Source organism: Kutzneria chonburiensis (genome assembly GCF_028622115.1).
Lineage (GTDB): Bacteria > Actinomycetota > Actinomycetes > Mycobacteriales > Pseudonocardiaceae > Kutzneria > Kutzneria chonburiensis.
This window is the reverse complement of the sequence record NZ_CP097263.1, coordinates 1200880-1215208: the sequence shown is the minus strand read 5'-3', so window position 1 is coordinate 1215208 and position 14329 is coordinate 1200880. Positions and strand designations below refer to the sequence as shown.

At 70.7% G+C, this 14329-nt stretch carries 14 protein-coding genes; 4 read left to right on the top strand and 10 right to left on the bottom strand.

Going from position 1 to position 14329, the window contains the following annotated elements:
- Positions 1 to 1662, top strand: a complete 1662-nt coding sequence (locus M3Q35_RS05785; protein WP_273940590.1) for a methyltransferase — start codon at positions 1 to 3, stop codon at positions 1660 to 1662.
- Here M3Q35_RS05785 and M3Q35_RS05780 read toward each other — a convergent pair.
- Positions 1646 to 2347, bottom strand: a complete 702-nt coding sequence (locus M3Q35_RS05780) for a hypothetical protein (protein ID WP_273940588.1) — start codon at positions 2345 to 2347, stop codon at positions 1646 to 1648. The genes M3Q35_RS05785 and M3Q35_RS05780 overlap by 17 nt on opposite strands.
- A 148-nt stretch (positions 2348 to 2495) precedes the next feature.
- Between M3Q35_RS05780 and M3Q35_RS05775 the strand changes: the two genes are divergently transcribed.
- Entirely contained in the window at positions 2496 to 2954 is a 459-nt protein-coding gene (locus M3Q35_RS05775) for an AfsR/SARP family transcriptional regulator (protein ID WP_273940587.1), read from the top strand.
- A complete protein-coding gene (locus M3Q35_RS05770) occupies positions 2897 to 5941 on the top strand; it encodes an ATP-binding protein (RefSeq protein WP_337960627.1) in 3045 nt (1014 codons plus the stop codon). The genes M3Q35_RS05775 and M3Q35_RS05770 overlap by 58 nt, the downstream gene beginning before the upstream one ends.
- Here M3Q35_RS05770 and M3Q35_RS05765 read toward each other — a convergent pair.
- The 9 genes from M3Q35_RS05765 to M3Q35_RS05725 form a co-directional block, all read right to left on the bottom strand.
- Positions 5931 to 6083 (bottom strand): hypothetical protein, encoded by a 153-nt coding sequence (locus M3Q35_RS05765; protein WP_273940586.1) that lies wholly within the window; start codon positions 6081 to 6083, stop codon positions 5931 to 5933. The genes M3Q35_RS05770 and M3Q35_RS05765 overlap by 11 nt on opposite strands.
- A gap of 18 nt (positions 6084 to 6101) precedes the next feature.
- The gene (locus M3Q35_RS05760; protein ID WP_273940584.1) at positions 6102 to 6317 is read right to left on the bottom strand and encodes a hypothetical protein; all 216 of its coding nucleotides are present in this window, start codon (positions 6315 to 6317) and stop codon (positions 6102 to 6104) included.
- Positions 6314 to 6841: an acyltransferase gene (locus M3Q35_RS05755; RefSeq protein WP_273940582.1), complete on the bottom strand. Its 528-nt coding sequence runs from the start codon at positions 6839 to 6841 to the stop codon at positions 6314 to 6316. Before M3Q35_RS05755 ends, M3Q35_RS05760 begins: the two co-directional genes overlap by 4 nt.
- The gene (locus M3Q35_RS05750) at positions 6838 to 7785 is read right to left on the bottom strand and encodes a hypothetical protein (protein ID WP_273940580.1); all 948 of its coding nucleotides are present in this window, start codon (positions 7783 to 7785) and stop codon (positions 6838 to 6840) included. Before M3Q35_RS05750 ends, M3Q35_RS05755 begins: the two co-directional genes overlap by 4 nt.
- The gene (locus M3Q35_RS05745; protein ID WP_273940579.1) at positions 7746 to 8549 is read right to left on the bottom strand and encodes a hypothetical protein; all 804 of its coding nucleotides are present in this window, start codon (positions 8547 to 8549) and stop codon (positions 7746 to 7748) included. The genes M3Q35_RS05750 and M3Q35_RS05745 overlap by 40 nt, the downstream gene beginning before the upstream one ends.
- A gap of 11 nt (positions 8550 to 8560) precedes the next feature.
- Positions 8561 to 9772 carry a lipopolysaccharide biosynthesis protein gene (locus M3Q35_RS05740; protein WP_273940578.1) on the bottom strand — a complete coding sequence of 404 codons (1212 nt, stop codon included), beginning with the start codon at positions 9770 to 9772 and terminating at the stop codon, positions 8561 to 8563.
- A 23-nt stretch (positions 9773 to 9795) separates the two neighbouring features.
- Complete coding sequence (locus tag M3Q35_RS05735; RefSeq protein WP_273940577.1) at positions 9796 to 10125, bottom strand: hypothetical protein; 330 nt, start codon at positions 10123 to 10125, stop codon at positions 9796 to 9798.
- Positions 10126 to 10261: 136 nt separating this feature from the next.
- Positions 10262 to 12265, bottom strand: coding sequence for a glycosyltransferase family 2 protein (locus tag M3Q35_RS05730; RefSeq protein ID WP_273940575.1), 2004 nt, complete (start codon positions 12263 to 12265; stop codon positions 10262 to 10264).
- The gene (locus M3Q35_RS05725; protein WP_273940574.1) at positions 12262 to 13077 is read right to left on the bottom strand and encodes a glycosyltransferase family 2 protein; all 816 of its coding nucleotides are present in this window, start codon (positions 13075 to 13077) and stop codon (positions 12262 to 12264) included. The genes M3Q35_RS05730 and M3Q35_RS05725 overlap by 4 nt, the downstream gene beginning before the upstream one ends.
- A gap of 249 nt (positions 13078 to 13326) precedes the next feature.
- On the opposite strand from M3Q35_RS05725, the gene M3Q35_RS05720 reads away from it, so the two are divergent.
- Complete coding sequence (locus tag M3Q35_RS05720; protein WP_273940573.1) at positions 13327 to 14154, top strand: glycosyltransferase family 2 protein; 828 nt, start codon at positions 13327 to 13329, stop codon at positions 14152 to 14154.
- Positions 14155 to 14329 lie beyond the last annotated feature (175 nt).

The window sequence follows — 14329 nt, the reverse complement described above, 5'->3', positions numbered from 1 at the left end:
ATGACCGCGACGATCGCCCCCGCGCTCGCCCCGGAGGACCTCGACCGCCTGACCTCGGCGGCCGCGCTGATCGGCGCCGGCGACACCGATTCCGTGCTGGCCGCGGCGATGCCGTCGCTGGGCACGGCCGAGCGGACCGCGCTGACCCGCTACACCCGCTTCACGCACGCCGCGGTGCTGATCTTCCCGCGGACATTCGACGGACTGCGTGAGGAGCTGACACACCTGGGCGTGCGGGTCGGCGCGATGACGCCGAGCGTGGTCGTGCGCGACCGGCTCAGCGCCCGCTACGGCGTGCCGGTGGAGAACCTGGCCGTCGGCATCCTGCGGGCCCGGCTGACCGATCGCCACGGCGCCCGGTGCGAGCTGGAGATCTTCGCCATGGCCACGCCGGAGGAGTTCGACCACATCGCCGCCGACGAGCGCCTGCACGGACGGGAGAACCACTTCGCGCTGGCCGTGCCGCACGCCGATCCCGTGCTGCTCAGCGGACTGCGCACGGCCGTCTCCACCCGGATGCTGCCCGACGGCGGCGGCTACAACGAGCACGAAGACAGCACCATCCTGTACTTCCGGGACGCCCAGCACGCCGTGCCGGCGTACCGCCGACTGGAGCTGATCAGCGCCGGCCGGTTCCCGCAGGTGCTGGCCGCGCACCAGCGTGAGTCCGCCGCCGGCACGCGGCTGCTGGGGCTGATGACCGGGGCGTGGGCCACGCAGGCCATCGCCGCCGCCGCGGCGCTGCGGCTGCCGGACCACCTGATGACCATCTCGGGCCTTCAGGCGCTGGCCGCCGAGACCGGCGCCGACCGCGACGCCCTCGGCCGCCTGCTGCGCTACCTCGCCACGCTCGGCCTGGTCCGCGCGCACGGCGAGCACTACCTGCTCACGGACATGGGCGCGCTGCTGCGCTCGGACGTGGAGGGCTCGCTGCGGCCACTGGCCCTGATGTACGGCGGGCCGTTCTACCAGTCGTTCGGGGCACTCACCGACGCCGTCCGCACGGGCGAGGAGTCGTACGCCAAGGTCTTCGGCGCCCACCACTTCAAGCACATGGCCGCCGACCCCGTGCTGGCCGAGCTGTTCCACCAGTCCATGGCGGCCAGCAACGCCGTGTTCGCCGACCTGGTGCGCGTGGTCGACCTGAGCGACGCTCGTGAGGTCGTGGACGTCGCCGGCGGCAACGGCGAGCTGCTGTCCCGCGTGCTCGCCGCCAACCCGGCCGCGCGCGGCACGCTGGTCGAGCGCCCGCACGCCCTGGCCTCCGCCGAGACGACGCTGGCGGCCGTGGCCGACCGGTGCCGCCTCGTCGCCGGTGACTTCACGGAGAGCGTGCCGGGCCACGGCGACGTCTACCTGCTGTCACGCGTGCTGCACGACTGGGACGACGAGCAGTGCCGCGGCATCCTGGCCACGCTGGCCGAGGCCATGCCCGCGCACGCCGAGCTGCTGGTGATCGAGCGCCTGCTGCCGGACGGCGACGTCGAGTCGCTCGCGGTCGCGTGGGACGTGCACATGCTGTGCAACGTGGGCGGCCGTGAGCGCACGGAGTCGCACTACCGCGCACTGCTGGCCGGTGCCGGCTTCGAGCTCACCGCGACCATCGCGCTGCCGCTCGACACCTATGTACTGCGCGCCAGCAGGGTCACCGGTACGGCGTGAGGAAGCGGCGGGCCAGCGCCCGCAGCCGCTCCACCTCGCCGGACAGGTCCTCCGACCAGACCGAGCCGGACCGTTCCACGATCACCGGGACGGCCCGGCCGCCCGCGTCGAAACAGGCCCGGACCAGGTCGACCGGCTCGGTGTCGGTGTCGACGCCGCCGATGTTGACCTGGGCCAGCCGGTCGGCGTGCCGCGAGGCGAACGCCTTGACCTCGGTGAAGCCGCCCATCGCGTGGGCCAGGGAGGCGTCCAGGCAGAAGGAGGCGGCCGGGTGCGCGGCCAGCGCCTTGTCCAGCAGGTCGGGGTCGCAGGTGTTGCGCAGCAGCACGGCCCGGGTCGCCGTGCCGAAGGCCAGGTCGGCCGGCACGACGACCGGCATGTCGAGGTGGACGAGGCGGTCGAGCGAGCCGATGGCGTGCAGGGAGGGCCGCAGGCCGTGCAGTCTGAGCTGGTCACGGGCGTGCACCAGGGCGTCAAGGCGGGGCGACTCGCCGCAGGCGATCTCCACGGCGTTGCCGCCGTGGGCCTGGCAGGCCAGCGCCGCGACCGTGAACTCCGGCGGCTCGAAGCAGCCGGTGGAGAAGCCCACGACATCGCCGAGCGTCGTACGCGCGGTCAGAAAAGCGTGCCCGTCCGGCCGGCCGCCGACCGGCGCGTCCGCCGGGCCGCCCGCCTCAACGCACAATCCACATCCACCCACGTCGGCCAGCGTTGCCCGTCGATCTCCAAAGGCTCTCGACGCCGTCTCCAGACCGGCCGCTGTGGCACAGGCGACGCCCGATACGTGACACTGTGCGGTGATCGTGACCAGCAGACCGGCGGAGTGATTCCTGATGACGAGCCAACCGACACCCGAGCTGCGGGCCAAGCTGCTCGGGCCGGTGCGCCTGCGGGTGGGGTCGAGGGACGTCACCCTGGGCTCCCCGCTGCCGCGGGCCGTCATCGCCATGCTGGCCATGCGCACGTCCACGGTCGTTTCCCGAGAGGAGCTCATCGACGGCGTCTGGGGCGAGAACCCGCCCGCCACCGTGGAAGGCAGCCTCTACACGTACATCTCCTCGCTGCGTAAGGCGTTGGAGCCGGACCGCGGCCGGCGCGAGTCGTCGGGGCTGCTGGTGTCGGAGGGCGCGGGCTACCGACTGCTGCTCGCGCCGCACAACCTGGACGTCGTGGAGTTCGACCGGCTGCGTGAGCAGTCCGAGCGCCAACTGGCCGGCGGCGACGCCCTGGGGCGCTGCGGTCCATCGACGAGGCGCTGTCCCTGTGGCAGGGCGAAGCGTTCTCGGGCGTGACGGGGCCGTACGCGCAGTCGCAGCGCAACCGGCTCGGCGAGCTGCGCGTGGTCGCGCGTGAGCTGCGGCAGGAGGCGGCGCTGGCCAACGGGCAGCACACGACCGCCGTGGCCGACATCGCGGCGCTGGTGCACGAGTACCCGATCCGTGAGCGGCCGCGGTCGCTGCTCATGCTGGCGCTGTACCGCTGCGGGCGGCAGGCCGAGGCGCTGACGGCGTTCCGCGAGGCCAGACAGGTGCTGATCGACGAGCTCGGCGTCGAGCCCGGTCCGCAGCTCCAGGAGCTACAGGAACGCATCCTCGCCAACGACCCGGGTCTGCTGTTGGAACTGTCCGTCGTTCCCGTGCCAGCCGCCGCGCCACGCGTTCCGACGCCCACCACCCCGCCGCCCACGGCAACACTGGTGGGACGCGACGCCGAGATGGACGCGCTGCGTGCGGCGGTCACCGAGGTCAGCGCCGGGCACGGGCAGACCGTGTGGATCGAGGGCGAGCTCGGCATCGGCAAGTCGGCGCTGCTCGCCGCCGGCCTCGCGTACGCCGCGTGGGCCGGGTGCAGCGTGTCGCACGCGGTGGCCGACACGCTCGGCCAGCGCTTCCCGCTGCGCGCCATGCTGGACTGTCTCGACGTGACGCCGCAGTCGACCGACCCGCGCCGCGTGGCGCTGGCGCACGCGCTGCGTGACAGCGAGGCCAACCAGTCGATCGTCGGCGGCGGCAACAGCATCTTCAGCACCATCGACCGGTTGGTGGCGCTGGTCGAGGAGCTGTGCGCGGACGGTCCGCTGGCCGTGGGCCTGGACGACGTGCAGTGGGCCGACGAGTCCAGCCTCGAGGTGTGGCACCGGCTGTGCCTGCTCACGGCCAAGCTGCCGCTGCTGCTGATCGGCGTGACGCGGCCGGGGCACCAGCGTCCCGAGGTGGACCAGCTGCGCCGCGACACGGAGAGCCTGGGCGGGACCGTGCTGCGGCTGGCGCCGCTGACCATCGACGCCGTCGCCGGCATGGTCGGCACGCTGGTCGGCGCGCCGCCGGGGCCGCGGCTGCGTGAGATCGCCCGCCGCTCCGGCGGCAACCCGCTGTACCTGCGGGAGATGGCCGACGCCCTGGTGCGTGAGCGCATCGTGGACGTCGCGGACACCGCGGAGGTGGCGCCGGAGGCATTCGAACGCGTGCCGGCGTCACTGGTGCAGGCCGTCACCGGCCGGCTCAGCTTCCTGTCGGACGCGACGCGTGAGGTGCTGCGGTGGGCGGCGCTGCTGGGCGGCGAGTTCGGCGTGGTCGACCTGTCCGTGGTCGTCGGCAAGTCGGTGTCGGCGCTCGTGCAGCCGTTCGAGGAGGCCATCGCGGCGGGCGTGCTGCGTGACGCCGGCCTGCGGCTGGCGTTCCGGCATCCGCTGATCCGGCAGTCGCTGTACGAGGGCACGCCGTCGGCGCTGCGCGTAGCGCTGCACTACCAGGCGGCGCAGGCGCTGGCCGACGCTGGCGTGCCCGAGGAGCACGTCGCGGAGCAGCTGCTGGCCGCCGAGGCGGGCATGGGGCCGTGGGCGGCGCAGTGGCTGGAGGACGCCGCGCCGGTGCTGCACCACCGTGCGCCGCTGGTCGTGGTGGAGCTACTCCAGCGCGTGCTGGAGACCGTGCACATGGCGGAGACGCGGCGGGCGGCGCTGATGGCCCACCTGACCAGCGTGCTGTTCCGGATCGGGCGCGACGCCGAGGCGGAGCAGTGGGGACGCAAGGCGCTGACGCACCTGCGGGATGCTCACCTGGCGGCGGAGGTGCGCTGGGTGCTGGCGTACGTGCCGTACCGGGCGTCGCAGGCCGAGCGCGCCGTGGCCATGCTGGACGAGGCGCTGGCCGATCCGTCGCTGCCGCAGCTGTGGCGGGCGCGGCTGATGTCGCTGCTGGCGTTGGTGCAGCGGGCCGGTGCGGGTGAGCTGGAGCTGTCGGCCGGGACCGCGCAGCGGGCCGTCGAGGTCGGCGAGGAGGTCGGCGACGCCTTCTCCGTCGGGCAGTCGCTCGAGGTGCTGTGGCAGGTCGAGGCCGTGCGGCGGGACTACGCGCGTGGCGTCGAGTACCTCAACCGGGCCATGGACATCGTCGGCACCGACATCAGCCTCACCGACCTGCGGCTGGTCCTGCTGGACAACCGCATGTTCACGTTGCAGTGCCTTGACCGGCTCCAGGAGGCCGGCGAGGACCTGCGGATGGCCTTCGAGATCGCCGGCCACGGCGCGCCGCTGGCCGGGCTGCACGTCGCCGGGGCCGTGCACCGGTACTGGCTGGGGCAGTGGGACGAGGCCGAGCACGATCTGGCCGCCGCGCTGGACGACTCCCCCGATTTCACCGGATATGGGCTGCGTGAAGGCGGTCCGGTGTTGTTGCTGCACGGTTGTGGGGCGTTGATCGCCGCGCACCGTGACGACGCGGCGCGGGTGCAGCGGCATTTGTCGGTCGGGATGAACCTGCCGGTGGTGAGCGAGGCGGAGCGGGAGAACAACGACTTCCTGATCGCCGCCAAGGCGATGGCCGCCGCGCGTGAGGACCGGTTGGGCGATGCCATTGCCGAGCTGGGCGTCATTCTCGATTCGCGGTATGAGGGCATGATGCTGCGGCACCAATGGCTGCCTGAGTTGGTGCGGATGTGTATCGACAACGACGACATGGCTACTGCACGGGCGGCTGTCGCGGCGTGTGAGGCGGAGGCGCATCGGGAGACGACTGCGGCTCGTGCTGCCGCGGCGGCGCAACGGTGTCGGGCCGTGATCGAGCGTGACGCCGATGCTCTGCTGGCGGTGGCGACGCACTACCGGGCGGTCGGGCGCGTGTTCGAGCTGGCCCAGACCTTGGAGGAACGGGCCGTGGTGCTGGCCCGTTCCGGGCGGGGCGAGGAAGCGTCCGGCGTGCTGGCGGAATGCGTCGAGCTGTACCGGGGATTCGGCGCGGCGTGGGACATCCGGCGGGCCGAGGCGGCAGTCAGCGGCTGAGCAGCTTCCTGAGCCGAGCCCACCAGCTGGTCGGCTGCTCGGGGTCACGGAAGCGCGGGCAGTCGCACAGGGCGCAGTCGCTGCCGGGCCGGTAGTGCTCGTGCGCCGCGGCGGCGTGGCCGCACACGCAGGTCGTTCCCACGAGGCCTGAGCATACGGGTCACGCCAGCGCGGCGATCATCCTGCCGATCAGGGCCAGGAACAGCAGCGTGCCGAGCACGATGCCGGCGTGGTCGAGCGCCCGAATTCTCAGCGTGCGCCGCAGCGGCAGTCCGGGCACCGCCGCCTTCTCGGCCAGCACCGTGCGCACCACGATCACCGCCAGCCACACCGGCCCGAGCACCGCGGCCACGGTGACGAAGGTCGTCTCGCTCACGGCCCGACCTTCCTCGCCGGCGAGCCGACGTAGACACCGGGTTCGAGGCAGTCCCTCGTCACGACGCTGCCGGCCCCGATCACCACGTCGTCGCCCACCGTCACCCCGGGCAGGATCATCGCCCTCGCGCCGATCCACGCCCGGTCGCCGATCGTCACCGGCCGGGCACGGGGCACTTTGGACACTCCGTCGGCGGTCCGGTCATGGTGCGAGGTCACGATCATCACCTGCGGACCGAGCTGGCAGTCGCGGCCGATCGCGATCGGGGCCACCGCTTCGAGGTAGAGCTCGCGGTTGGCGAACGTGCCGGCCGCGATGCTGATGTGCCGCATCGGGCCGAGCAGCTTGGCCCCGGGGAAGATGTTCGGCGTGTCGATCTTCGTGCCGAACGCCCTGTAGCCCAGCCACCTGATCGGCCGGGGCACCACGTTGCTGCCAAGGACCGTGTTCACCAGCACGCCGATCGTGGCCGCCCACAGGTCGATGCGGGCTTCGCGGACCAGCCGCCGGGCCAGGCTGTTCATCGCTTTCCTTCCTTGCGGGCCAACAGCTGGCTGCCGTTCTCCTGCGCTACTCGCTCGTAGCGGCCGTCGGCGATCAGCTGGTCGGCCAGCTGGGCCGTCCAGCCCTTCGGCGCTCCGAAGTAGACAGTCCCGTAGGCGTCCTGGGCCTGGTTGATCACGAGGTAGTCCAGGTTCGCTTTGGTGACGCAGGATTCCGGGTTCGGGAAGACGGTGCAACTGTCCTCTGCGGACACTTGGCGCACGTCGCCGACCCGTTGCCACTCCAGTGGCGCGTAGGACACGACCGTGCCGATGCTCTGGCCGTTCTTGGCCAGGTCGTAGGCCCTCTGCACGATGTCCGTGTCCGCCTTGGTGAACGCCACGTACGCATCGTTGCCGCCTCGGACCATGACTGTGGTCAGGATCGTCATTGATAGCGCTATAGCCGTTACGTAGAAGCGGGTGGTCAGGGCGTTGAGGGCGATGCCGCCGAGTACGGCGAAGAACGGCAGGGCGAACAGGTAGCAGCGGATGAAGATCTCGCCGCCGTACGGCTGCAACACCGCCAAGCCGAACGACGCCAGCGCGAGCGCCGGCAACACCAACGACTTGCTGCCTTGACGCCGTAACACCAGGACTCCGGCAGCGGCCAGCAGCGCCACCGCGCAGGTGATCCCCATCCGGGTGAGCAGAATCGTCTGCCGGCCCGGGTTTCCCACGAACCGTTGGCCGATTCCTTGGCTCACACTGGAGTTCAGGTCACCCAGGCCGCCCGTGATCACGCTCAGCTGTCCGATCCAGAACTCCCGCGCCGCCAACACGAACCAGCCGACCGCCAGCGCCAGCACCACCACCGGCAGCCAGCGCGGCCACAGCCTTCCCCAGAGGGTGAGCACGATCAGCAGGCCGCCCAACAGGTACGGCGTCAGCTGGTGGGTCGGGGCCAGCGCCATCGCCAGCAGCACCACCAGTCCCTCGGCCTGGAGCCGCTCCCCGCCGTGCTGTTCGGTGCCGGCGGCCGTTTGATGTCGGCTCGGCCGGTGGCCAGCGGGCTCGGTGCCACCAGGTGTTGGAAGGTGATCGCCAGCGCCGCCAGCAGCAGGATGTACGTCGTGCCTTGCGGCGACGCGTAATCCTGCTCGGTCCAGTTGGCCACCAGGAAGATCCACGCCGCGATCCACGACGTCCTGCCTGGTCCCACGATCGCCACCGCGATCGCCCGCACGCCCAACACCGCCACGCCCGACAGCAGCACCGGCGCCCAGTTCAGCAGCACCGACGTGTCGTGCATGCCGCTCGCTTCGGTCAGAAAGGCCAGCAGCGCGAAGAATCCCGGCCAGCTGAACCTCGTGTCGAAGTTGTGCAGCACGTCCCCGTGCGCCGCGATGTAGTTCGCGAAGCCCGAGTGCAGCCACGCCACCGGCAACCGCGCCGCCGGTTCCGCCGCCGGCTGCAGCCCGTACACCGCGAACACCGCGATGACCGTGATCCCCGTCAGCACCGCCGTCCGGTGGCTGCCGGTCAGCTCCAGCACAAACGCCGCCACCAGCAGCGGATACGCCGCGAGCAGCACCGGCGACAGGCCCGGCAGGATCCCCAGGCTGCCCAGCTTCGTCGGGTCGATCTCGCGGAAGCCCAGCACCCAGCACAGGATCGCCGCAGCGGTCAGGGCGAACGGCCACCAGTCCCGGGTGGACCTTGTGCCTTCCGTCTCGACCGGACGCTCCATTGTCGACAGTGTCACGCCACGATCTCCAGTCGTCGACGCAGGCTCACAGCCGCGACGGCCGCCACAACACCTTGCACAGCAAGGAATCCGAGTGCTAGCGGCACCAAGCTGTCGGTCGGCAGCAGCAGGGCCACCGGCAACATCACCGCCGCGCCGGCCAACTGGAAGGCCGCGACCGGCACGCCACTGCCGTCGGCCTGGAACACGCCGATGACTACGAGAATGAGAAGCCGCGGCGCGAAGCCGATCAGCACCACCATCAGGGCCGTGCTCCCCAGCTCGGCATAGTCCGGGCCGAAGATACTCAGCAACGGCCGCGCCAGCAGCACGCCCGCGACGATCATCGGCCCGAACAACATCGCCAAGCGTTTGCCGGCCAGACGCACCAGGTCACCGGCACGCTCGGGTTCGCCGGCGATGCGGACCACCAGCGAGTTGACGAACCCGGTGGCCGCCACGTCGACCGCGTTCACGGCCGTCCAGACCACGAAGAACACCGCTCCCGGCGCCGGGCCGTAGCGGGCGGTGACGATCAGCGGGACCAGGTAGTACATCAGCGACTGCCCGATCGAGGCGAGGTAGGTCGGCCCGAGCAGCCCCACCACCTCCGGCCGATTCGGCAGGACACCGCCGGAAGTTTTTCGGTCTCTCTGGTTCGACGCCATCACGACCACGACCGTCGCCCCCAGCACCGCAAGGATCGTCGGTATCGCCCACGACAGGAGAATCCCCAGCGCCCCAAGGGATGCCGCCAGCACCAGCACCGCAATGCGCCCGACGCCGAAGCCCAGGTTCTTCACCAGTACCGTGCCGGCGCGGTCCAGGCCCGTCAGCACCGGGTCCTGGAACTGCAACACCGCCCAGGCCAACGTGACGATCACGAACAGCGGCGCACCCCAGCCCGGCACCGCCGACGCCGCTTGCCGCCCCGCCGGGAAAGCCAGGAACACCAAGGCCCCCAGCACCGCCCCCGCCATCACCACGCCGTACGTGCGCAGCAGCAACGTCCCGCTGCGACCACCCGCCCTCGGCAGCCAGCGCAGCACCGCCGGGCCCAGGCTGACCTGCGTCACGCCCGACACCAGCAGAAAGCCCGAGGTGAATGCCGCTGTCAGGCCCACTTCCGCAGTCGGCACCAGCCTCGCCGAGATCACCCAGCCGACCAGTCCCGCCACCGACGTGAACGCCGCCCCCACCGACAGCGCGATGCCGTCACGCACCATGCGGCCGTCGGATACCGTCGCCGTCACTGCGCCGCCCGCACCACGTGATGCGCCAGCGGCACCATGCACACCAGCGCAAACACCAGCAGCGCCGCTTCCGGATGCCAGTAGTGCAGCGACAACATCGCCTGGCTCAGCAGGATCGACAGCGCCAGGCTCACCGCCACCGCCACCGTCCACACATACGACTGCCGCACCGGCCGGAGATACGCCACGATTGCCCATCCCGGCACCGTCAGCGCGAACAGGACGGTCAGCACCAGCCGCCAAGGTCCACCCACGCCGATCAACACCGCGAGCGCATTCGCGGCAGCCACCGCCAACAGGATCAACGCCGTTCGCCGCCGCGTCATCGACTACCCCGCAACAACTTCAGCGGCACCCTTTCCTCCGCCGCCCGCACGGCCGCGGTGGCCAAGGGCTCGGGCAATCCGAGCCGGCGTCGAGGGGCGGTAACAAGTCCGCGCAGCAAGGCGAACGGCCCGATGATCACGCCGCGAAGCTCCGCTTTGGACAGTTCGGGCGGGAAATCCTCGCCACGGCCACGCTTCCGCGTCGAGTCGTCGGACAGGAAGTGCCGGATGCCGCCGGGCATGCGGCGAGCCACGGCGAGCAGCTCGGTGGGACGACGGCCCACATACACGGCGAACAACGGCAGCAAACCGGTGCCGTAGCCCCGCATCTGGCCGATGAGGTCGTCCAGACCGCGGCGATGTTCGTGCCGCACAACGGCATGAGGGTGTAGACCAGCACACCGCCGGTGCGCAGCAAGCGGATGAACAACTCGAGGTCCTCGCCGGACTTGGTCGAGCTGCCGGCGCCGAGCAGCGGATCGCAGCCGCCGAGCTCACGGTAGGACATGGCCCGCCAGGCCATGCTGTTGCCGGAGCCGAAAAGCCCGGCGGCGAAGGGATAGAGCGGCCCAGTGCGGATATCGTCCGAACCGGACGCGCCGCGGGCGTCGAACCTGGTGCGGCGGAAGCCCTTGCCGAAGCCACCCCACTGCTCGAACCACTGCTGTGCCGGGGTCTCCAACGCGTACGGCAGGACCAACCCGGTGACACAGTCGACGGCCGGATCGGCGAACTCGGCGACCAATCGGTCCAGCCACAGCCGATCGACGACGGCGTCGTCATCGGTAAAGGCGATGATCTCCCCGGAGGCCTCGGCCGCGCCCCGGTTACGGGCGTTGCTGAGCCCACGCACCGGTTCCGGCACATAGCGAATCCGGTCGTCCGACGCGGCCAGCCGGCGCAGCGCCGGCACTTCCGGCCGGTTGTCGACGACGATGATCTCAAGCTGCGGATACCCTGTGGCCAGCAGCGAACGGACGCACCGCGCCGCCAGCTCCGGCCGTCCGGCACTGGGCACGACCACGGTCACCGACGGCGTCGCGAAACGCTCGTCCTCGGTGGCCGGCCGATCCCACAGCCCGTCGGGTTCGGCGCCGGCAGCCACCGTCACCTCGCCCAGCACGGTCAGCCTGTCGCGCACCAGAACCCTTGCCGGATAAGGGAATCGGGGTGGATCTTCGGCGGACCTATCCCACTCCCCCACCGACACCGGCCCCAGTTCACGGTTGGCCCGCGTCAACTTGCCCCGCGCGTACCCCGCGGCGGCGAACAACACCGACACGACCAGGGCCAACGCGCCGGCGACGTGCAGCCGCAGCAGCTCACGGAAGAACGCCGCCGGGATGATCCGCGTGGTGTAAGCACGTTCGGTCGACAACGCGTCCCCGGCACCGACCAACCGGGACACTGCCGCCTTGGAAATTCCTTCGCCCCAAGACCTTCGCCGCAGATACGACCAGCTCAGCCGGTCCGGGCTGACCCGGTGCCGTACCAGCGCCCGCGGCTCGAACACGATCCGCGCCGACGGATCGTGCTGCCGCAGCCGGATGCACAGCTCGGTCTCCTCGCAGCCGACCGGCACGGTGCCGACCCGGCCCATGTCCTCGGTGAACCCGCCGACGGCCGCGAACACCGTGCGGCGAAAGGACATGTTGCAGCCCATGAGGTTGCGGACCTCGGCGAGCTGGACCGGTTGCCCGGTATAGGTGCAGCCCACGACCCAGTCCAGCTCGCCGCGTTCGGAGCCCGCCGGCAGAGTCGCCGGCCGTTCATCCGGCCACAGCGGTGTCGCCGCACCGCCGACGGCCGCGACCGAGGGATCCGAGTACGGCGCCAGCAGCAGATCGAGCCAGTCAGGCGAAGCGGCCGACGCGTCGTCGTCGAGGAAAACCACAATGTCGCCGGTGGCGTGGGCCAACGCGGTGTTGCGCGCCCCGGACAGCCCACGGCGATTCTCGTTGGCCAGCACGGAAACGCCGCCGATCTCGGCCGCCGCACGGGCGGCCAAGGAGGGATTGTGGTCGATCACCAGGAGCACCTGGTCGACCGGAACAGTCTGCGCGGCAACGGATTCCACGGCCGCGACCAGATCGGGCCAGCGCCGTTCGGTATAGGCACAGATGACGACGGTAATCCTCACGATGCGCGGTCTTCCGCCAGGTCGAACCGCGGCGTCGGCAGGTGCGGCCGCAGGGTGGTGATGCCGGCTCTTTGCGCCCGTCCGAGCAGCGTCGCCCGTCTCCGTTCCGCGACAAGGGTTTTGAGCACACGGAAGCCGTCGCTGAAGGTGCGCAGGTTACTCTCGCCGTGGATGCGGCGGCGCTCGACGCTGGGCACCTCGGTGACCTTCAGGCCGGCCGCGACCACGCGGCAGCTGATCACCGTCTCGATCTCGAAGCCGTCGCCCCACAGCAGGCCGCCGCGCGGCGCGACGCGCTCGACGGCCGGCAGGTCCAGCACCGGCACGATGTCGCGCCAGAAGGCGTTGTAGCCGTAGCACAGGTCGGAGAACCGGGTCCCGAACAGCACGTTGGACATGCCGTTGAGGCCGGCGTTGCCGAGGTTGCGCAGCGGCGTGATGTCCTCGCTGCCGCCGGCCGCGCCGTAGCGGGTGCCCTTGGCGAAGTCCGCGCCGGCGGTCAGTGCGGTCAGGAAGTCCGGGATCTCGGCCGGGTCGGCCGAGCCGTCGGCATCGAACATGACGATCACGTCGCCGGTCGCCGCGAGGAAGCCGCAGGCCAGCGCGTTGCCCTTGCCGCGGCGGGTCTGCCGCACCACCCGGATGCCGGGTAACAGCCGGCGCGCGGTGGCCACGGTGTCATCGACCGAGTCCCCGTCGACCAGGACGACCTCGTGCCCGTCGGGTAACTCGGGCAGCACCCGTTCCAGGTTGCGGGCCTCGTTGCGGGCGGGGACGACGATGGTCACGGTGGGGCGTTCGGTACGCGTCATAGCTCGGCTGCCTGCCTCGACGAACGGGTTTCGCATGGCACGTTCCGAATAATGCTGACGAGTGAACGTGACGTCCAGAGGTGACGTTAAGTAACAACCGGATCGGACGCGTGAACGTGGAATGAACCCCCAGCTCGTCCGGCCATTAGCCAGGGTGGACGACATCTGTGACCCTGTTCACGTGACTTATGCCGGCGATCGGAGGTAACGTCTGAGCCGGGAAGTCGATACGCGGGATGTGAGGGCGCGATGAGGGCCGCGACGCCTGCCGTGTCCGTCTGCGTGCCCGCCTACCAGGCGGAACGCTTCCTGGGCGCGACGATGCGCAGTGTGTTGGCGCAGAATTTCGGCGACTTCGAGCTGCTCGTGGTCGACAACGCGTCGACCGACGGCACCGACGTTGTTGCACATTCATTCGACGATTACCGCATACGGGTGATACGGAACCCGAAGGTTCTCCCACTGGCCGAGAACTGGAACCTGGCCGTCCATTCCAGCCGGGCCCCGCTGGTGAAACTGCTGTGCGCGGACGATCTTCTCAGGCCTGATTGTTTGCGGTTACAACATCAGACGCTAATCGGCCGGCCCGATCTGTCCCTGACCGCCTGCCGGCGTGATTTCGTGGACGACGCCGGTCGGCGGCTGGTGGCCGGTCGGGGGCTGCGCGGACTGATCGGTCGGCACGATCGGACGGCGGTGGCCCGCCGGATCGTGCGCGACGGCGGAAATCCGGTCGGCGAGCCCGGCTCGGTCCTGTTCCGCCGGGAGCACTTCGACGCGGTGGGCGGCTTCGACGGGCGGCTGCGCTTCCCGATGGACCTCGACCTGTGGCTGCGGCTGCTCGACCACGGCGACTTCCACGGCACCGCCGACAGCCTGGCCGCGTTCCGCGTGCGGCCGGGTTCGTTGTCCGGCAAGGCCGGTCGGGCCGAATATGTCGAGCAACGCTCGTACACCCGGCGAATCGACGGAGTTCGGCCGGTGGACCGGGCACTGAGCTCCGTCAACGCGCCGGCGTCGCGATTGCGCCGACAGGGGCTGTTCCTGCTGGCCGGCCACTACGCTCGGCAACCGTGACCCTGGACGAGCTGATCAGCGGCATGCCCTTCGCCGGTCGAACGGGCATCACACTTGACACCGCCGACCCGGACGAGGTGGGCGGGCGTCCGACTCACAGCCCGACACACCCCTCCGGGCCGACGCGTGACCGCACCCACCAAACCCACCCAAATCGCGGAAGCAAACGTCACAT